Origin of the sequence: Stenotrophomonas sp. PS02289 (genome assembly GCF_029960115.1) — a bacterium.
Lineage (GTDB): Bacteria > Pseudomonadota > Gammaproteobacteria > Xanthomonadales > Xanthomonadaceae > Stenotrophomonas.
The window spans coordinates 1-19,179 of the sequence record NZ_JASCOZ010000083.1; the positions used below are offsets into that span (position 1 = coordinate 1).

The window sequence follows — 19,179 nt, forward strand, 5'->3', positions numbered from 1 at the left end:
CGTCACCGCACCGTGCGCGGTATCGCGGTCGATACCCGCGCGAACGGCGGCGGTGACACGGCTACAGTTCGGTTCGGAACCGGCGGACAGGCTCATGCGTTTTCTCCCGGGGTGCGAAATGCGTTGGCGAGGATCGCGTCGATGCGATCGGTTTCTTTCAGGAAGGCGTCGTGGCCGTAAGGCGAGCGCAGGACGCGCAGGCTGCCGAACGGCCCCAGCCCTTCGACCAGACCGACCAGGTCGGCGAGCGGCACCAGGCGGTCCCCTTCCACCGCGACCACCACCGTGGGCACGCTGATCGCAGCGGGGTCGACACGGTGCAGGTCGATGGATTCGGAAAGGCGCAGGTAGGCGTCCACCGGGGTGCGCCCGACGTACTGCGCACCCGCTGCGTCCAGGTAATCTTCGGCGGCGACGCGGACCCGGCCGTTGACGACTTCAGGTGCGGCGTCGAAGCGTTCAGCGAATTCTTCCGGCGTGCGATAGCTGAGCATCGCGAACTGGCGCGCGAGGCTGAGCCCGTGGCTTTCCGCGCACTGCAGCTGGCCCAGAGCCACCGCGCGACGCTGCAGCGCGCGCCAGGCCGCTGCATAGGGATGCGGGCGATGTGCGCCGCTCACGGCCACCAGCTTCAGCACCCGCGTGCGATGGCGGATCGCAAACTGCTGCCCCACTAGTGCGCCGTAGGAGTAACCGACGAATCCCAGCAGCCGCTCAATGCCCAAGTGGTCGAGCAGCAGGGCCAGCGCATCGGCCTGGTCGGCGGTGTCGATCGGCACGTCCAACGCACCATCCGCGCCCACGAAGTCGAACGCCAGGATCCGCAGCGACGCCGGATCCAACGTGCGCCCCGCAGCGACCAGTCCCTCGGCCCAGCCTTTCTCGGCGAACTCGGCATTGGCGGCGACGTGCCGGTGCGCGGAAATGCCGCCGGCCAGCACCACCACCGGCGCGTCGGCGCGACCGACCAGTTCATAGCGCAGCCGGACCGGACGTGCGCCGGCGTGACGCAGCGTCAGCACCGCAGGGAACTCGCCGCGCACGGCACTGCGCCCGGCATCGACGGGCACGCTGAGCGGAACGAAGGTTTCAGAGACGGCGGTGGCGGTGGCGAAGGTCATGGCGGTATCCCGGAGAGGAAAACGGCCATCGAGCTTTCGCGGAGCTCGCGTTCGAAGCGCACGTACGGTGCACGGTTCGAACCATCTTTCGGTGGACGCCACGGTCCCCGCAGGATTTGGCACCTACGCAGGGTGCTTGCGCACGCTGCGGGCTGCCCCGGCTTCAAAGGGCCTGTCCCTCTGCCGGTCTCGATGGTGGAGCCACGATGCCAGCCCTTCCGGGGCATGTCAATCCCTCCATCCCGATGAAGCGATATATTTTTTTGTCATCAGCCGGAGCGCCCCTCTTTCAAGAAATGGCCGGCTTGCGTAGAGTCCCGCGCAACTCACCGGAAGATCGCTCATGCGCTGGACCCTGCTGTTGCCGCTGCTGGTTTGCCCGTTGCTGTCCAACGCCGCCGCTCCGGCGGACTGGCGTTCAGGTTGGGGGCTGGTCCAGGGACCTGAGCAGGGCCCCCGGCAGGCCGCCGGCGGCATCGCGACAGTGAACCTGGAACAGAACGGCGACGGCTGGCAGGCGCGCGTGCAGAACCAGCTGTCCGGCCCGGTGCAGATCACCCTGAGCCAGGATGTCGGCCATGCGCTGGTGCCCGGCCTGCCGGTGCAGACCGTGCTGCAGTCCACCGCCACGGTGGTCGTGGCCCGGCTGCCGCTGCCGGCGCAACCCCAGCAGCTGCAGGTACGGCTGGAAGCCATTCCCGGCGACCCGGCCGCCCGCCCCCAGGACGTGGCCTACCAGCTGCCCTTCATCGCCACCCGCTTCCAGGTCACCCAGGCCCCACAGGGCCGCTACAGCCACACCGACGCCGAGAACCGAGACGCCATCGACTTCGCCCTGCCCGAAGGCACGCCGGTGCTGGCCGCGCGCCGAGGCAAGGTGATGCAGGTCCAGGGCAACTACACCGAAAATGGCACCGACCCGGTCCGGGACCGCGAACGCGCCAACTTCATCCGGATCCTGCACGACGACGGCAGCATGGCGGTCTATGCCCATCTGCGGGCCAACGGGGTGCTGGTGCGCAGCGGCCAGCAGGTCGAAGCCGGCCAGCGCATCGGGGTTTCAGGCAATACCGGCTACAGCACCGCCCCGCACCTGCACTTCGTGGTCCAGGCCAATACCGGCATGCAGTTGCGCTCGATCCCGGTGCGCATCGTCAGCGACCGCGGCGAGCTCCACTTCGCGCGTGAAGGCAACGCCACCGGCCCTGCCGCAAGCCCTTGAGCGCTCAGGTATAATCGGGCGCTTATCTCTCTGAAGAGCGCCCCGGGCGGGCGCGCCACGCCATGTCCGAAGTTGCCACCGAAGCTGCGCGCCGCCGCACCTTCGCCATCATTTCCCACCCTGACGCCGGCAAGACCACGCTGACCGAAAAGCTGCTGCTGTTCGGGGGCGCGATCCAGATGGCCGGTTCGGTCAAGGGCCGCAAGGCCGCGCGCCACGCCACCTCCGACTGGATGGCGCTGGAAAAAGAGCGCGGCATCTCCGTCACCTCCTCGGTGATGCAGTTCCCGTACGAAGGCAAGATCGTCAATCTGCTCGACACCCCGGGTCACGCCGACTTCGGCGAGGACACCTACCGCGTGTTGACCGCGGTGGACTCGGCCTTGATGGTCATCGACGTGGCCAAGGGCGTGGAAGAACGCACCATCAAGCTGATGGAGGTGTGCCGCCTGCGCGACACGCCGATCATGACCTTCATCAACAAGCTCGACCGCGAAGGCAAGGAACCCATCGACCTGCTGGACGAGGTCGAGAGCGTGCTCGGCATCCAGTGCGCGCCGGTGACCTGGCCGATCGGCATGGGCCAGCGCCTGAAGGGTGTGGTCCACCTGATCAGCGGCGAAGTGCACCTGTACGAGCAGGGCCGCAACTTCACCCGCCAGGACTCGACCATCTTCCCGTCCATCGACGCGCCGGGCCTGGCCGAGAAGATCGGTGAGCAGATGCTGGCCGAGCTGCGCGATGAGCTGGACCTGGTGCAGGGTGCCAGCCATGCGTTCGACCTTGATGCCTACCGCGCCGGCAAGCAGACCCCGGTGTTCTTCGGCTCGGGCGTGAACAACTTCGGCGTGCAGCCGCTGCTGGACTTCTTCGTTGAGCACGCCCCCGCTCCGCAGGCGCGCGCCACCACCGGCCGCGAAATCGCCCCCCAGGAAAACAAGCTCACCGGCTTCGTGTTCAAGATCCAGGCCAACATGGACCCGCAGCACCGCGACCGTGTGGCGTTCATGCGGGTGTGCTCGGGTCGTTTCAGCGCCGGCATGAAGACCTTCCACGTGCGCACCGGCAAGGACATGAAGCTGGCCAACGCGCTGACCTTCATGGCCAGTGACCGTGAAATCGCGGCCGAAGCCTGGCCGGGCGACGTGATCGGCATTCACAACCACGGCACCATTTCCATCGGCGATACCTTCACCGAAGGCGAAGCGGTCAGCTTCACCGGCATTCCCAACTTCGCCCCGGAATTGTTCCGCCGCGCCCGCCTGCGCGATCCGCTCAAGCTCAAGCAGCTGCAGAAGGGCCTGGCCCAGCTGTCCGAGGAAGGCGCGACCCAGTTCTTCCGCCCGCTGATGAGCAACGACCTCATTCTGGGCGCGGTCGGTGTGCTGCAGTTCGACGTGGCCGCCTACCGGCTCAAGGACGAGTACGGCGTGGAAGCGACCTTCGAGCCGGTCAGCGTGACCACCGCACGCTGGGTGACCTGCGACAACGAGAAGAAGCTCGAAGAGTTCCGCGAGAAGAACGCCAACAACCTGGGCATCGACGCGGCCGGCCACCTGGTCTATCTGGCTCCCACCCGGGTCAACCTGCAGCTGGCCCAGGAACGCGCGCCGGACGTGCGTTTTGCCGCCACCCGCGAGGCCGCGCACAGCATTTCAGTCGGCTGAGCACGGCCATGCGATGATAGGGGGGAGCGGGATCCCCCTCCCCGCGGATCGCATCGCACATGACTACTGTTGCTTCCGTCCGTGAAGAGATCGCCAGCGCCCTGACCCACGGTCTGGGCGCTGTGGCTGCCCTTGCAGGCAGCGCGGTACTGATCACCCTGGCCGCCATCTACGGCGACGGCTGGCAGCTCGCCAGCGCCATTGTCTTCGGCATTGCGCTACTGCTGCTGTACACCGCGTCCACGCTGTACCACGCGATCCAGCATCCGATCGCCAAAGGCCGGCTGAAGGTCTTTGACCACTGCGCGATCTACCTGCTGATTGCCGGCACCTATACCCCGTTCACCCTGATCGGGTTGCGGGGGCCGTGGGGCTGGGGTCTGTTCACCGCGATCTGGGCACTGGCGGTGTTCGGGGTGATCTTCAAGCTGTTCTACACCGGTCGCTTCAAGCTGTTGTCCACGGCGATCTACATCGCGATGGGCTGGCTGGTGATCGTGGCGATCAAGCCGATGTGGGCCTCGATTGACGGCTGGACGCTGGGCTGGCTGTTTGCCGGCGGGCTGTCGTACACGTTGGGCACGTACTTCTATCACCGTGAGTCGATTCCGTACTCGCATGCTATTTGGCATTTGTTTGTTATAGGCGGGAGCGTCTGCCACTTCGTGGCGGTGACGGCACAGGTCCTGTAGAGCCACGCCCTGCGTGGCTGCTCTTCGTTCGGGCGTCATGAACGCCTGACACACGTCTTCGGCCACTGCTAAACGTTGGTCGGTTAGTCGCAATGCCGTGGATGGGGTCTTCGGACGCTTGTGCCGCGCTGCGCGGGGGTACCACGCAAGGCGTGGTACCTACGAATTGTTACGTGCACAGGACGATGGCGTTGGCTGTGCTCCTGACATGGCGGTTACCTTTGCTTCGCGTCTTGTGCACGGGGGGCGGGCAACCATGCGGGCGTGAATACTGAATCCGCTCAGGTTGCGTCTTCCCGCTCGCGTTGGCCGTGGCGTCGTCCTGGTAAGCGCGGGCAACGTTGGTTGGCGGTGCTGGTGTTTCTGCTTGCACTGATACTGCTGGTGATCGCGCTGTGGGACTGGAACTGGTTCAAAGGGCCGGTGGAGCGGGCGGTGCAGGCCAAGACCGGGCGGGCGTTCCATATCAACGGCAATCTGGATGTGGACCTGGGCCGCGTGGTGACGGTGCGGGGCGATGGCCTGACGTTTGCCAATGCGGAGTGGTCGAAACAACCGAAGATGGCCAGTGCGGACCGGGCTGAGATCGACGTTCGATTCTGGCCGCTGCTGCGCGGCCAGGTGTTGATTCCGGAGATCCGCATGGTTCGACCGGATCTGTTGTTGGAGACCGCACCGCAGAAGGACCAGCCCGGCAATTGGGATTTCCTGGGCCCCAGCGACGGCGAGCCGCCGGTGCTGCAGCGCCTGCTGATCGACGACGGCCGGCTGCAGTTTCTGGACGCGGCCGGGAAGACCGACATCCTGGTGTCCTTGAACAGCGGCAAGCCCAAGAACGCAGACAGCGCACCGCCGCTGCTGGTCAAGGGCAAAGGACGCTGGCAGGGCAATTCATTCACCCTGGATGGCAACACCGAGTCGCCGCTGGAACTGACCAACAGTGACCACCCGTTCCGGATCCATCTGGACGGGCGCGCCGGTGCAACCCACGCGATCGCGAGCGGCACGCTGACCAACCCGTTCGCCCTGCGCACGTTCGACCTGGACTTCATGCTCAGTGGCCAGGACATGGAAGATCTGTACCCGCTGATCGGCCTGGCCATTCCCTCCACCCCGCCCTACCGGCTCAAGGGCCGGCTCAAGCGCAACAACGACGTGTGGCGCTATGAAAATTTCACTGGCACGGCAGGTGACAGCGACCTCGGCGGTACGGCGCAGATTGAGGTCGGCCGCGAGCGTCCGTTCCTGAAGGCGGATCTGGTCTCCAAACGGCTGGACTTCGATGATCTGGCGGGCTTCGTCGGCGCGCCGCCGAAAACCGGTGGCGGCGAATCGGCGAATGCCGAACAGAAGGCCGAAGCGGCCGCGCTGAAGGCCAGCGCCAAGGTGCTGCCCGATACGCCGTACAACCTGAGCAAACTGCGCGCGATGGACGCCGACGTGCGCTGGAAGGCACAACGCATCAATGCGCCGTCGCTGCCGCTGGACGACATGGACGCGCATCTGACCCTCGAAGCGGGCCTGCTCCAGCTGCAACCGCTGAACTTCGGCGTGGCCGGCGGTGACATCCGCAGCAACATCCGCCTGGACGCGCGCAAGGACACCATCGACACCCGCCTTCAGGCCAGCATCCGCAAGGTGCAGCTGGGCAAGCTGTTTCCGGACGCCAAGCTGGCCGAACAGGCTTCCGGCGGCATCAGCGGCGATATCGACCTGCGCGGCCAGGGCAATTCGGTGGCTGCGATGCTGGGCAGTTCCGACGGTGCGGTGGCGGTGGGCATGGGCCGCGGGCATATCGGCAATCTGATCATGGAACTGGCAGGGCTGGATGTGGCCGAATCGCTGAAGTTCCTCTTTACCGGCGACCGGCAGATCCCCCTGCGCTGTGCCTGGGGCGACTTCGGGGTGGCGCGCGGGGTGATGAGTTCCAAGGCGCTGGCATTCGACACCGAGGACACCTTGATCCTCGGCGAAGGCACGGTGGACCTGAAACAGGAACAGCTGGACCTGCTGCTGCGACCGCGCCCGAAAGACATCAGCATCCTGGCGCTGCGCTCGCCGCTGCGCATCGGCGGCACGTTCAAGGATCCCTCGTTCCGCCCGGACTTCAAGGCGCTGGGCGTGCGCGGTGCGATCGCACTGACCCTGGCCAGCATCACTCCGCCCGCAGCGCTGCTGGCCACCCTTGAAACGGGTCCGGGCAAAGACACCAACTGCGGCGGCCGTTACGCCAGGTAGAGCCACGCCCTGCGTGGCTGCACACGTGCGATCAAACAGCAGCCGGGCAAGGCCGGCTCTACGAAATGGCGCGATCAGCCGGCGACGATGTACTGCTGCAGCTGATCCAGCTTCTGGGCCTGGTCATCAATCACCGACTTGACCAGGTCGCCAATGGAGATCACGCCGATCACACCACTTTCGTCCACCACGGGCAGGTGACGGATGCGGTGCTCGGTCACCAGTTGCAGGCAATGCTCCACCTGCTGTGCCGGGGCAACGGTAATCACCTGGGCGGTCATGATGTCGCGCACCTGGGTGGTCCGCGAGGAGCGTTCGTGCAGGACGATCTTGCGTGCGTAGTCGCGCTCGGACAGGATGCCGACCAGGTGGCCCTGGTCCATCACCAGCACCGCGCCGATGCCTTTTTCAGCCATCAGCCGGATTGCGTCGATCACCGCCGCATCAGGGCGGACCTCGAATACCTCAGGAGACTTGCCTTCCAACAGCTGCCGTACGGTGGTCATCTGACTGCCCTCCAGCGGTGGGATACCGCCCCGAGTCTGCCACGGTCGGTGCATGCCAGGCGTCAATCAGGTAAAGCGGGCGCTGCTTGGATTCCTCGTACAGGCGCCCCAGGTACTCGCCGATCAGCCCCAGCGCGATCAACTGCACACCGCCCAGGAACAGGATCACCGACATCATCGTCGGGTAGCCGGCCACCCGGTCGCCGTACAGCGCCGCCTTGGCGATCACCCACATGCCGAACACGAAGGCGAAGCTCGCCGTCGCCAGCCCCAGGTAGGTCGCCGCCCGCAACGGCACGGTGGAGAAGCTGGTGATGCCTTCCAGCGCGAAGTTCCACAGCTTCCAGAAGCCGAACTTGCTGCTGCCCACCATCCGCGGGTCGCGGTGATAGGGCAACGCCTTGCGGCGGAAGCCGACCCAGCCAAACAGACCTTTCATGAACCGGTGACGTTCACGCAGCTGACCCAGGGCCTGCAGCGCGCGCGGCGACAACAACCGGAAATCGCCGGTGTCCGCGGGAATGGGCGTCTTGGACAGGCGTCCGATCACACGATAGAACGCGGCCGCGGTACTGCGCTTGAGCCAGCTCTCGCCGTCGCGCACCAGGCGGGTGCCGTAGATGTTGTCGTAGCCCTCGCGCCACAGCGCCACGAACTCAGGGATCAACTCCGGCGGGTCCTGCCCGTCGGCATCCAGCAGCATGACAGCGCCGTCGTCGACAAAGTCCAGCCCGGCCGTCAGCGCGGCCTCCTTGCCGAAGTTGCGCGACAGCCGCAGCGTGCCCACCGAAGGGTCCTGTGCGGCCAACGCCTGCATCACGCCCCAGGTGTCATCGCTGCTGCCGTCGTCCACATACAGCACATGGCCGGCGATGCCATCCAGGCCATCGAGGACCGCGCGCAGTCGCGGGTGCAGCAGCGGCAATGCCTCTGCTTCGTTGTGGGCGGCGATGACCAGGGTTAGGCGTTGGGCTGACATGTGCTGATTGTAACGTCACGCCGTCACATGCATGAACCGTCAGTCCTCGCCCAGGTAGCCCGCCCCACCCAACTGCCGCGCCTGGCGCTGGATCCAGGCGGCACGACGCTGCACGTACGGCCCGGGTTGTGCCGCGTTGTAGCGGCGTGGCGCGGGAAGGACCGCTGCCAGTCGCGCACTCTCGCCGGGACTCAGGCGCGCGGCGTCCTTTTTCCAGTACTGGCGCGCGGCCGCCTGCGCCCCATAGATGCCATCACCGAACTCGGCGATGTTGGCGTACATCTCCAGGATCCGCGATTTCGGCCACAGGGTCTCGATCAGCAGGGTGTACCAGACCTCCAGGCCCTTGCGCACCCAGCTGCGTCCCTGCCACAGGAACAGATTCTTGGCGACCTGCTGGCTGATCGTGCTGGCTCCGCGCAGCCGGCCACCGCGTGCATTGTGGTCACGCGCCTTCTCGATGGCTTTCAGGTCGAAACCATTGTGCTGCGGAAACCGCTGATCTTCGGCCGCGACCAGCGAGATGGGCAGGCTGGGGGCCATCTGCTCAAGATCGCGCCACTGGTAGTGCAGCCGATAGTCCCAGTCGCCCTGCCCCAGCGCCTCGCCGTAGCGCCACAGCATCACCGTGGACAACGGCGGGTCCACGAACCGCAGCACCACGACCTGCAGCACACTGCCGACCACGAACAGCACCGGCAGCCAGAGCAGCATCTTCCAGCGCCAGCGGCGCGGCCGCGGGGATTCGAGGCCGGATCCGGCCTTGTGGTTGCTACGCTCTGCCCCCATTACTGGTGCATCCTCTACTTGCACGGTTGTCGGCGCATTATCCGGCAACATGCCTCCTTTATTTAAGCGCCCGGACCCGATGACCGCCCAGACCGACTCCCTCACTCGTTTCCTGCTTCCCGACGCCGGCGTGCGTGGCGTGCACGTGCACCTGGACGCGACCTGGCAGGACATCCTGGCTCCGGCCAGCTACCCGCCGGCCGCCACCGAGCTGCTCGGCGAGGCGAGCGTTGCCGCGGCCCTGTTCACCGGCCACACCAAAGTGGACGGACGGCTGTCCATCCAGTTGCGCAGCAGCACGGCGCTGCGCACCCTGTTCGCCGAATGCACCGCGGCCGGCACCCTGCGCGGCGTGGTGCAGCTGGCCGAGGGCGGCGGCGATGTCTCGCGTGACCTGACCGCACTGGGCGGGGACGCACTGCTGGCCATCACCATCGAGAACCCCGGCCTGGACCCGCGCGAACCGCAGCGTTACCAGAGTCTGGTCGGACTGGACGCGGCCGCGCTGGACGAGGCCTTCGAAGACTACTTCCGCCAGTCCGAACAGCTGCCCACGCGCCTGCTGCTCGCCGCCAACGGCTCCCATGCCGCCGGCCTGCTGCTGCAGAAGCTGCCTGGCGACGAAGGCGATGCCGACGGCTGGGACCGTGCCAGCGCCCTGTTTGAAACGCTGGGCAAGCAGGAACTGCTGGAGACCCCGGCGCAGACCCTGCTGCATCGCCTGTTCCATGAGGAAAGCCCGGAACTGATGGGTGAGCGCCCGTTGCGCTTTGCCTGCTCGTGCTCCCGCGAGCGGGTGGCCGGCATGCTGGAGTCGCTGGGCGAGGAAGAGGCCCGGGCCGCCGCCGAGCCGACCGGCGCAGTGGAGGTCCGATGCGAATTTTGCGGACGGGAGTATCACTTTTCGTTGACGGACTTGGACATAATGTTCCACGACGCCGGGGTTGCCTCCCCGGCTCCTGAACGGCTTCAGTAATCGCCGCACGAGTTTTGTTCTGGGGAGAACCAAGACTTGTCAACCAACACTTGTTAAGAAATCATAAACACCCTAGGATCGAGTTCCTGCTTCGGCGGGAACTTGTGCTCACCCCTGCTGTCTGAGAAGTCCCATGCGTGCCCTCCTGCGTCTACCGCTGGCCCTGATGATCGCCTTTGCCGCGATCCCGGGCGCGTATGCGCAGAGCAAGGCACGTGCAGACAGCACCGTGCTGCCGGTGTGGAACAAGGGCAGCGGCAAGGTGGAAGCCCTGCTGTACCTGGAACCCACCGGCGAACAGGCCGCCGGGGCGCGCTGGCATTTCGGCCGCAGCTCGCTGGATGCCGCCTTTGGCCTCTCCTCGGGCGACTCGCTGGGCCTGCTCTGCAGCAGCAGTGGCGGTGCCAGCATGAGCAGCCTGGCCAGCCATTGCATGCTGGCCAGCCTGGGCGATGACGACGACAGCCCGTTGAGCCGCCGGGTCACCGGCACGGCCGCATTCAATCGTCCGGGCGGACGCCTCGGCATTACCGCCGGCACCGGCCGCGACACCCTGCCGGCCTGGCTGGCCGGCCCGAACAAGTCACCGGCGCTGCGCGCCGAACAGAACGACCTGACCGTGTTCGGCCAGAAGAACATCGGCCGCGAAGGCTTCGTCTCCATTGGCGGCACCTATGCCAAGGCACGACTGGTTCCCCTGTCGGACGTCTCCCCCGCACTGGTTGACCGCTGGGACAGCAAGAGCCTCACGCTCGGTGCCGGCTACGGCAATTTCAGCGGCAACATCATCGGCCGCGTGGTCGACGTCCCCGGTCAGCCCGGCAAGTGGGAAGGCCTGGGTCTGGGCCTGACCTGGCGCACCCCGTGGAGCGGCCAGCTCACGGTCGGCGCAGAGAATGTGATCACCCGTGGCAAGAACCCGTTTGCCCCGCGCAACGAGAGCAATGACGAGGGCACCGTGCCCTACGTCCGCTACGAGCAGGACCTGTAGCCGCTACACACCGGGATCCGCACAAAAAAGGCGCGCCATTGGCGCGCCTTTTTGTTTGTGCCGGGCCCGTGCCGCGCCCGGATTGATACAAAGCGTGACAAATCAGCTGAAACTATTTTTTGAACGAATTTTTAACAACTCGCCTTTCCGCTCTCCGAATGCCTTGATCCACAAGGACTTTGCCGAATTTCACACAGATCACAGACTTCATTAACGCTACTTTAATTCTTGCGAAACGGGAGTTAGTATCGAGTCAGCCTTGTGGTCTTTGGTGCTCCGTTTGGCATCGCCTCCAGGCAAACACCCCAGTGAATACCCAAGATTCCCTTGGAGAGAGAGAGCAATGAACTTTAAGTCCAACAAGCTGCGTGACGCAGTGATCGTTGCACTGGTTGCCAGCGCAGCCACCGGCGGCACTGCCTATGCCCAGGAAACCACCGGCACCACGACCGACCTGGACCGCATCTCGGTCACCGGTTCGCGCATCCGCCAGGTTGACACCGAAACCGCACAGCCGGTGCTGAGCATCAGCCGCGCCTCGATCGAGAAGAGCGGCTTCAAGACGGTCGCCGACGTGCTGCAGAACATCTCGGCTGCCGGCTCCCCGGCCATCAGCCGTTCCGAGCCGCTGTCCTCCGGCGAAAACGTCGGCGGCTTCTACATCGACCTGCGCAACCTCGGTGCCCAGCGTACCCTGATCCTGGTTGACGGCAAGCGTCTGGGCAGCAGCACCAGCGGCTACCAGGACGTCTCGCAGATTCCGTCGGTGGTCGTCGAGCGCATCGACGTGCTGAAGGACGGTGCCTCCTCGATCTACGGCTCCGACGCGATGGCCGGCGTGGTGAACATCATCACCCGCAAGAACTTCGAAGGCATGGAAGCCAACGTCTACACCGGCCAGTACAGCGAAGGCGACGGCGAGAAGCAGAGCTTCGACTTCGTGGCCGGCTTCACCGGCGACCGCGGCTCGATCACCATCGGTGCCGAGTACGCCAACGAAGAGGAAGTGTGGGCCAAGGACCGCTGGTTCTCCGAGTCCTCGCAGACCGCCTTCCACCCGGATCGCGGCTGGACCACGGTCAGCCAGTGGGGTTCGGCGCAGCGTACTAGCGGTGGCCCGCAGCTGGTGCTGAACCGCGGTGCGGATCCGTACAACGCGGCCAACTACCACGTGCTGGATGGGACGCCGATCACCGGCGACGTCAGCAACTCAAACCAGCAGATGCAGCTGATCACGCCGACCGAGCGTCGCAGCCTGTTCACCAACGTGCAGTACGACATCACCGACAACGTGCGCTTCAGCGGTGACCTGATGTACACCCGCCGTGAGTCGCAGGCGCAGGTCGCCGGCTACCCGCTGCAGTCTGCCGCCTATGGCGACCTCGGTTCGATCTGGTCGGCCGACAGCTACTACAACCCCTTCGGCGAAGACATGAACTATGTCCGTCGTGGCTGGGAAGTGCCGCGCGTCTCGACCAACCAGCTCACCACGTTCCGCTTCAGCGGCGGGCTGCAGGGTTCGTTCCAGTTCAATGACAAGTACTTCGACTGGGAAGTCGGCTACCTGTACCAGAACTCCGAGAACCTGCAACGCCAGACCGGCAACTACAACGTGCTGGCCGCCAACGCCGCCACCGGCGAGTCGTTCTACAACGACGCCACCGGTCGCGTGGAATGTGGCTCGGCCCAGGGCCTGATCGATGGCACCAATCCGGTCTACGGCCCGGGTGCCGGCGGCTGCGTGCCGTGGAACCCGCTGATTCCGTTCGGCCGTACCGGCGACGGTGGCCTGACCGGCAACAGCGATCTGCAGCAGTTCCTGTTCCCGACCACCCACGCCACCGGCGAAACGACGATGACGTCGTACTACGCCAACCTCGCGGGTAGCCTGTTCACCCTGCCGGCCGGCGACCTGGGCTTCGCATTCGGTTACGAGTACCGCGAAGAAAAGGGCGAGTTCAATCCGGACGCGCTGTCGCAGACCGGTTACTCCACCGACCTCGCCGCGGGCCCGACCTCGGGCATCTACGACGTCAACGAGTTCTATCTGGAACTGAACGTGCCGATCCTGGCTGACCTGCCGGGCGCCAAGGAACTGAGCCTGAGCGCGGCCACCCGCTACTCCGACTTCAGCACCTTCGGTGACACCGTCAACAGCAAGTTTGGCCTGAAGTGGCGTCCGATCGACCAGCTGCTGGTCCGTGCCACCTACGCTGAAGGCTTCCGCGCGCCGACCATCGGCGACCTGTACGGCGGCAGCTCGCAGACCTTCGAGCGGTTCACCGACCCCTGTGACACCTCCTTCGGCCTGGCCGCAACTGATTCTGCAACCGCAGCTCGTTGTGCTGCTGCCCTGGGTGCCCTGGCACCCACCTTCCGCCAGCTGGAACAGGGCTTTGTCCCGGCTGACGGACGTGACCAGCAGAGCCCGGTTCCGTTCACCTCCGGCTCGAACCCGGATCTGACCCCGGAAACCTCCAAGTCGAAGACCGTGGGCCTGGTGTGGAGCCCGACCTTCGCCGAGGGGCTGAACCTCAGCCTGGACTGGTTCAACATCAAGATCGAGAACACCATCGTTGCTGACACCCCGGACGACCAGCTGAACGACTGCTACGCGCTGGGCGTGGCCGAGCGTTGCACCACCTTCACCCGTGATGCGACCCTGGGCTATGTCAACTCGATGACCTTCGGCAGCCGCAACGCCGGTTTCATCGAGACCGAAGGTTTCGACTTCGACGTCGCCTACCGCTACAACACCGACGCCGCTGGTAACTTCACCTTCAATCTGCAGAACACCTACGTCACCAAGAACGTCCTCAAGACGACCAACGACGAAACCGCACCGCTGCAGATCTACAACGGCTTCGAGAGCAACTTCCGCCTGCGTTCGAACCTGACCGTCGGTTGGGAGATGGGCGACTTCGGCATCACCTGGGGTACCCGTTACTTCTCCGGCGTGAAGGAAGACTGCTACTTCATTCCGGACGAGTGCACCCTGCCGGACTACCAGTCGCCGGATCCGGCCCGCAATGGTCCGATGAACGAACGCGGCTCCACCACCTTCCACGACGTCCAGTTCTCCTGGAACGCCCCGTGGAATGCCACCGTCGCTGTCGGCGCACGTAACGTGTTCGACCACTACGGTCCGCAGATGTACTCGGCCCCGAACTCGCAGTACTCGTACTACGGCGGCTACGACATCGGTCGCTTCATCTACATGCAGTACAAGCAGAAGTTCTGATCGATTCTCTGATCAGCACCTGATGCAGCAACGGCCCCGCAAGGGGCCGTTGTTTTTTGTGCCTCATCGCAATGCAGGTCCAACGCGCGGACGCAAAAAGGCCGCGTTGCCGCGGCCTTTTCGCTGACCTTGCTGTGCGCTCACCCGATCGGAATCAGCGTCTCGATCACATGCTCCACATAGGCCTCGAAGTCCTCACGGGCCTGCTTGGGCTGCTGCAGCTGCAGCGACAGCTGCAGGAAACCGACGTAGGCGGCATACGCCAGTCGCGCACGGTGCTGCGCATCGGTGCGGCTCAGCCCGGCCTGGCGGAACGAGGCCACCAGGTACTCCAGACGACGGTGCGAGACACGGTCGATCACCGGACGCACCATCGGATGGTCCAGCGCCTTGAGCAGTTCGCTGTAGATGATGTGCGGCTGCACTTCGTGCGCCACGACCTGGAACAGCTGGCGCAGGCGTGCACGCGGATCGGGCACATCTTCGAGGCTGCCGAACACCTGCTCCTGCTCGAACAGCTCCCAGCGCTCCAGCGCGGCCTGCAGCAGCGCGTCGCGCGACGGGAAGTGCCAGTAGAAACTGCCCTTGGTGACCCCCAGACGCCGCGCCAGCGGCTCGACCGCCACCGCGCCCACGCCTTGTTCAGCGATCAGATCCAGAGCCGCCTGGGCCCAGTCCTCCGCACTCAGGCGGCTGTTGCGGCCGGCACGGGGCTCGCCGGCGGAAGCTTCAGGTTCATTCATGCTGATGATTTAACCATACGCCGAGGTCGGTTTGTGTGGAAAGGCTGATGGCGCGGGCCTCCGGGCCAACCATACCGCAAGGTATTGACTTGCCCGACAGCAGGTCCATACTAGCGAGTATGGTAACGCCCGCCCCTCTCTCGACTGACTTCACCGATGCGCGCGTCACCGCCGCGCACGACAGCGTCCTGGCGGTCAGCCGCTCGGAGGCCGGACGCCGTGGCACGGTGTTGTTCGCGCACGGCTTCGGCCAGACCCGGCACGCCTGGACCGCCACCGCGCAGTCGCTGGCAGTGGCCGGCTATCAGACCCTGGCCTACGATGCCCGCGGCCACGGTGACTCGGACTGGAATCCCGTTGACCTGCCCTACCACGGCGAACAGTTCGCCGACGACCTGATCGTACTGGCAGGTGAGCAGCCGCAGCCGCCGATCCTGGTCGCCGCCTCGATGGGCGGCCTGTTTGGTCTGCTCGCCGAAGCGCGCTGGCCCGGGCTGTTCTCGGCGATGGTGCTGGTGGACATCACTCCCCGCTGGGACACTGCCGGGGTAGAACGCATTCTGGCCTTCATGACCGCGCACCCGGACGGCTTTGCGTCGCTGTCGCAGGCCGCCGACGTCATTTCCGCGTACATGCCGCACCGCCCACGCAAGTCCGACGACGCGCTGCGCGCCCTGCTGCGCGACGACGGCCACGGCCGCTGGCGCTGGCATTGGGACCCGCGTCTGGTCGCCGAACTGGCGCGCGACAGCGAACAGCACCAGGACGCGCTGGCCGAAGCGGCGCGTCAGGTGAAATGCCCGGTGCTGCTGGTCAGCGGCGGGCGCAGCAACCTGGTCACCCCGCAAACGGTGGCCGAATTCCTGGCCTTGGTGCCACATGCACGGCACGTGCAGCTGCCGGAGGCCACCCACATGGTCGCCGGTGATGACAACAACGCCTTTACCGCTACTGTGTTGGACTATCTGGACGTGTTGCCCTCGGCCTCCGCCGTCGCACTGTCCGCCGCAACCGAGCACGTCACCGGAGCACGCTCATGAGCTTTGTCATTCCCTTCCTCGCCATTCTGCTGGCCGGCGCATTCGTCGCCTACCACCGGATGCGCCTGATCACCTGGACGCTCATCAGCCTAGCGCTGCTGGCGGCCTGCTGGTTCATTCCCTACGTCAACCAGACCGCGACCATCGTCGCGGCGGCCCTTGTCGCCGTCATCGCGGTCCCGCTGCTGCTGCCCTTCATCCGCAAGCCGCTGCTGACCGGACCGATGATGAAGGTGTTCCGCAAGGTGCTGCCGCCGCTGTCGCAGACCGAGCGCATCGCGCTGGAAACCGGCTCGGTCGGCTTCGAGGGCGAGCTGTTCACCGGTGACCCGGACTGGAACAAGCTGCTCAACTACCCCAAGCCGCAGCTCACCGCTGAGGAACAGGCCTTCCTGGATGGCCCGGTGGAAGAACTGTGCAGGATGGTCAACGACTGGGAAATCACCCACGTCCACGCTGACCTGCCGCCGGAGCTGTGGAGCTACATCAAGAAGAACAAATTCTTCGGCATGATCATTCCGAAGGAATACGGCGGCCTGGGCTTCAGCGCGCTGGCCCACCACAAGGTGATCCAGAAGCTGGCCTCGGTCTCCAGCGTGGTCAGCTCCACCGTCGGCGTGCCCAACTCGCTGGGCCCGGGCGAACTGCTGGTGCACTACGGTACCCAGGCGCAGAAGGACCTGTATCTGCCGCGCCTGGCAGACGGCCGCGAAGTGCCCTGCTTCGGCCTGACCGGCCCGTTTGCCGGCTCCGACGCGACCTCGATTCCCGACTACGGCATCGTCTGCAAGGGCGAGTGGAACGGAGAGCAGGTGCTGGGCGTCAAGCTGACCTTCGACAAGCGCTACATCACCCTGGCCCCGGTCGCGACCCTGATCGGCATGGCCTTCCGCATGTACGACCCGGACGGTCTGATCGGCGAGACCCGCGACATCGGCATCACCCTGGGCCTGCTGCCGCGTGACACCGCAGGCGTGGAAATCGGCCGTCGCCACTTCCCGCTGAACTCGACCTTCCAGAACGGCCCGATCCGCGGCAAGGACATCTTCATTCCGCTGACCCAGCTGATCGGCGGCGCGGAGATGGCCGGCAAGGGCTGGAACATGCTCAACGAGTGCCTGGCCGTGGGTCGCTCGATCACCCTGCCCTCCACCGCCAGCGGCGGTGCCAAGGCCGGCGCAGTGGTGACCGGTGCCTATGCGCGCATCCGCAAGCAGTTCGGCCTGTCGGTCGGCCGCTTCGAGGGCGTGGAAGAGGCCCTGGCCCGCATTGGTGGCAAGGCGTACAAGATCAGCGCGCTGTCGCAGGCCACCGCTGCGGCGGTGGACCGCGGCGACGTGCCGTCGGTGCCGTCGGCGATTGCCAAGTACCACTGCACCAACATGAGCCGTGAAGTGATCTCGGACGTGATGGATGTGATCGGCGGCAAGGGCATCATTCTGGGGCCGCGCAACTTCGCGGGCCGCAGCTGGCAGGCCGCTCCGATCGCGATCACCGTGGAGGGCGCGAACATCATGACCCGCAGCCTGCTGATCTTCGGCCAGGGCGCGATCCTCTGCCACCCGTGGGTGCTGCAGGAAATGAAGGCCGCGCAGGATCCGGACACCCGTGCCGGTCTGCAGGCCTTCGACCGCAGCCTGTTCGGGCACATCCGCTTCGGTATTTCCAACGCGGTGCGTTCGTTCTGGTTCGGCCTGACCGGTGCACGCTTCGGTGCCGCTCCGGGCGATGCGTACACCCGCCGCTACTTCCGCAAGCTGGACCGTTACTCGGCCAACCTGGCCCTGATGGCGGACATCTCGATGATGACGCTGGGCGGCAAGCTGAAGTTCAAGGAATCGCTGTCCGGCCGCCTGGGCGACGTTCTGAGTCATGTCTATATGACCAGCGCGATGCTCAAGCGCTATCACGACGAAGGCGCGCCGACCGCCGATCAGCCGCTGCTGGCGTGGGCCTTCCATGACAGCGTGCACAAGATCGAAGAGTCGCTGTCGGCAGCATTGCGCAACTTCCCGATCCGTCCGATCGGCTGGCTGATGTGGGCACTGATCTTCCCGTTCGGCCGCCGCGCCGAAGCTCCGGGCGACCGTCTGAGCCGCCGCGTGGCCGCACTGCTGATGGCTCCGAACGAAGCCCGCGAACGTCTGGCCAGCGGCGTGTTCCTGACCCCGTGCGAGAACAACCCGGGTGGCCGCATCAACAGCTACCTGGCCAAGGCGATCATGGCTGAGCCGGTGGAGCGCAAGTTCCTCAAGGCGCTGAAGACCAAGGGCATCGAAGCCCTGGACTTTGCCTCGCAGCTGGACGAAGCCGTGGCCGAAGGTGTGATCACCCAGGACGAGCGCACGCTGCTGGAAGAACTGCGCACGCTGACCCTGGACACGATCACGGTCGACGACTTCGATCCGCACGAGCTGCGCGCAGCCACCTACTACGACCGCCAGGGCAAGGACCCGCAGTCGCAGGCAGCGTGATGCGCGGTTGAGGGTTCTTGGAGAACGGCGGACTTCGGTCCGCCGTTTTTTTTGTGCAATTACCGGGACCGCGTAGAGCCGGGCTCTGCCCGGCTGGTGTTGGTTTTGGGCGAACAGCCGGTGGTCACGGTTTCTCTGGGTTGGCGGATCGGGATGGGCGTTCCGGGGGACGCTGCAAGTACGTCCATGTAAGCTCAGTCGCCGCATCCATGCGGCTCATGCCCCCTCCAGCCCACCCCGAACCGCCATCGACAGTGCGTCGGTGGCCATCGAAGATCAAAAGCACGTATCCCCGGTAGAGTCGACCGTTGGTCGACTGCAGTGAAAGGCCCAACATCCGGTAACGCAGGACCCCGGACCAACGTCGCCGTTGATTCAGCGTTTCCTGTGGCCACCGGCCAACTGTCTGGGGCGTGCCGGGGTGGGTTTGCGGGACCGTCAAAAACATGGACGTTTTTGACGAGCCTCCATGGACGGATTCACGGCGTGTCCCGCAAACC

Annotated in this window: 14 protein-coding genes and 1 riboswitch; of the genes, 9 read left to right on the forward strand and 5 right to left on the reverse strand. The window is 65.4% G+C overall.

The window, feature by feature from the left end:
• Window positions 1–92 precede the first annotated feature (92 nt).
• Window positions 93–1,121: a homoserine O-succinyltransferase gene (locus tag QMX83_RS12710; RefSeq protein WP_282297007.1), complete on the reverse strand. Its 1,029-nt coding sequence runs from the start codon at window positions 1,119–1,121 to the stop codon at window positions 93–95.
• A gap of 78 nt (window positions 1,122–1,199) precedes the next feature.
• Window positions 1,200–1,320: riboswitch (SAM riboswitch) on the reverse strand.
• A 144-nt stretch (window positions 1,321–1,464) separates the two neighbouring features.
• Between QMX83_RS12710 and QMX83_RS12715 the strand changes: the two genes are divergently transcribed.
• The 4 genes from QMX83_RS12715 (at window position 1,465) to QMX83_RS12730 (ending at window position 6,940) form a co-directional block, all read left to right on the forward strand.
• Entirely contained in the window at window positions 1,465–2,343 is an 879-nt protein-coding gene (locus QMX83_RS12715; protein WP_282297008.1) for a M23 family metallopeptidase, read from the forward strand.
• A gap of 62 nt (window positions 2,344–2,405) precedes the next feature.
• A complete protein-coding gene (locus QMX83_RS12720) occupies window positions 2,406–4,010 on the forward strand; it encodes a peptide chain release factor 3 (protein ID WP_282297009.1) in 1,605 nt (534 codons plus the stop codon).
• Window positions 4,011–4,069: 59 nt separating this feature from the next.
• Window positions 4,070–4,702: a hemolysin III family protein gene (locus QMX83_RS12725; protein WP_282297010.1), complete on the forward strand. Its 633-nt coding sequence runs from the start codon at window positions 4,070–4,072 to the stop codon at window positions 4,700–4,702.
• A 351-nt stretch (window positions 4,703–5,053) separates the two neighbouring features.
• Window positions 5,054–6,940 (forward strand): AsmA family protein, encoded by a 1,887-nt coding sequence (locus QMX83_RS12730; RefSeq protein ID WP_282297018.1) that lies wholly within the window; start codon window positions 5,054–5,056, stop codon window positions 6,938–6,940.
• Window positions 6,941–7,014: 74 nt separating this feature from the next.
• On the opposite strand, the gene QMX83_RS12735 is transcribed toward QMX83_RS12730, so the two are convergent.
• The 3 genes from QMX83_RS12735 to mtgA are packed head-to-tail and all read right to left on the reverse strand — an operon-like array spanning window position 7,015 to window position 9,214.
• Window positions 7,015–7,446: a CBS domain-containing protein gene (locus tag QMX83_RS12735; RefSeq protein WP_282297011.1), complete on the reverse strand. Its 432-nt coding sequence runs from the start codon at window positions 7,444–7,446 to the stop codon at window positions 7,015–7,017.
• Window positions 7,406–8,425 (reverse strand): glycosyltransferase family 2 protein, encoded by a 1,020-nt coding sequence (locus tag QMX83_RS12740; protein ID WP_282297012.1) that lies wholly within the window; start codon window positions 8,423–8,425, stop codon window positions 7,406–7,408. Before QMX83_RS12740 ends, QMX83_RS12735 begins: the two co-directional genes overlap by 41 nt.
• A 39-nt stretch (window positions 8,426–8,464) precedes the next feature.
• Window positions 8,465–9,214: a monofunctional biosynthetic peptidoglycan transglycosylase gene (gene mtgA, locus QMX83_RS12745; protein ID WP_282297013.1), complete on the reverse strand. Its 750-nt coding sequence runs from the start codon at window positions 9,212–9,214 to the stop codon at window positions 8,465–8,467.
• Between the two features lie 79 nt (window positions 9,215–9,293).
• Between mtgA and QMX83_RS12750 the strand changes: the two genes are divergently transcribed.
• From QMX83_RS12750 to QMX83_RS12760, 3 genes are all read left to right on the forward strand, one after another.
• Entirely contained in the window at window positions 9,294–10,190 is an 897-nt protein-coding gene (locus tag QMX83_RS12750) for an Hsp33 family molecular chaperone HslO (RefSeq protein WP_282297014.1), read from the forward strand.
• A 166-nt stretch (window positions 10,191–10,356) separates the two neighbouring features.
• Complete coding sequence (locus tag QMX83_RS12755; protein WP_282297019.1) at window positions 10,357–11,181, forward strand: hypothetical protein; 825 nt, start codon at window positions 10,357–10,359, stop codon at window positions 11,179–11,181.
• Between the two features lie 343 nt (window positions 11,182–11,524).
• Window positions 11,525–14,422: a TonB-dependent receptor gene (locus QMX83_RS12760; RefSeq protein WP_282297015.1), complete on the forward strand. Its 2,898-nt coding sequence runs from the start codon at window positions 11,525–11,527 to the stop codon at window positions 14,420–14,422.
• Window positions 14,423–14,562: 140 nt separating this feature from the next.
• Here QMX83_RS12760 and QMX83_RS12765 read toward each other — a convergent pair whose 3' ends face one another.
• Window positions 14,563–15,165, reverse strand: a complete 603-nt coding sequence (locus QMX83_RS12765; RefSeq protein WP_125357883.1) for a TetR/AcrR family transcriptional regulator — start codon at window positions 15,163–15,165, stop codon at window positions 14,563–14,565.
• Between the two features lie 119 nt (window positions 15,166–15,284).
• Between QMX83_RS12765 and QMX83_RS12770 the strand changes: the two genes are divergently transcribed.
• Together QMX83_RS12770 and QMX83_RS12775 are read left to right on the forward strand one after the other, a co-directional pair.
• On the forward strand, window positions 15,285–16,205 hold the full coding sequence (locus QMX83_RS12770; protein WP_282297016.1) for an alpha/beta hydrolase: 921 nt from the start codon (window positions 15,285–15,287) through the stop codon (window positions 16,203–16,205).
• Window positions 16,202–18,679 carry an acyl-CoA dehydrogenase gene (locus QMX83_RS12775; RefSeq protein ID WP_282297017.1) on the forward strand — a complete coding sequence of 826 codons (2,478 nt, stop codon included), beginning with the start codon at window positions 16,202–16,204 and terminating at the stop codon, window positions 18,677–18,679. Before QMX83_RS12770 ends, QMX83_RS12775 begins: the two co-directional genes overlap by 4 nt.
• Window positions 18,680–19,179: the final 500 nt, after the last annotated feature.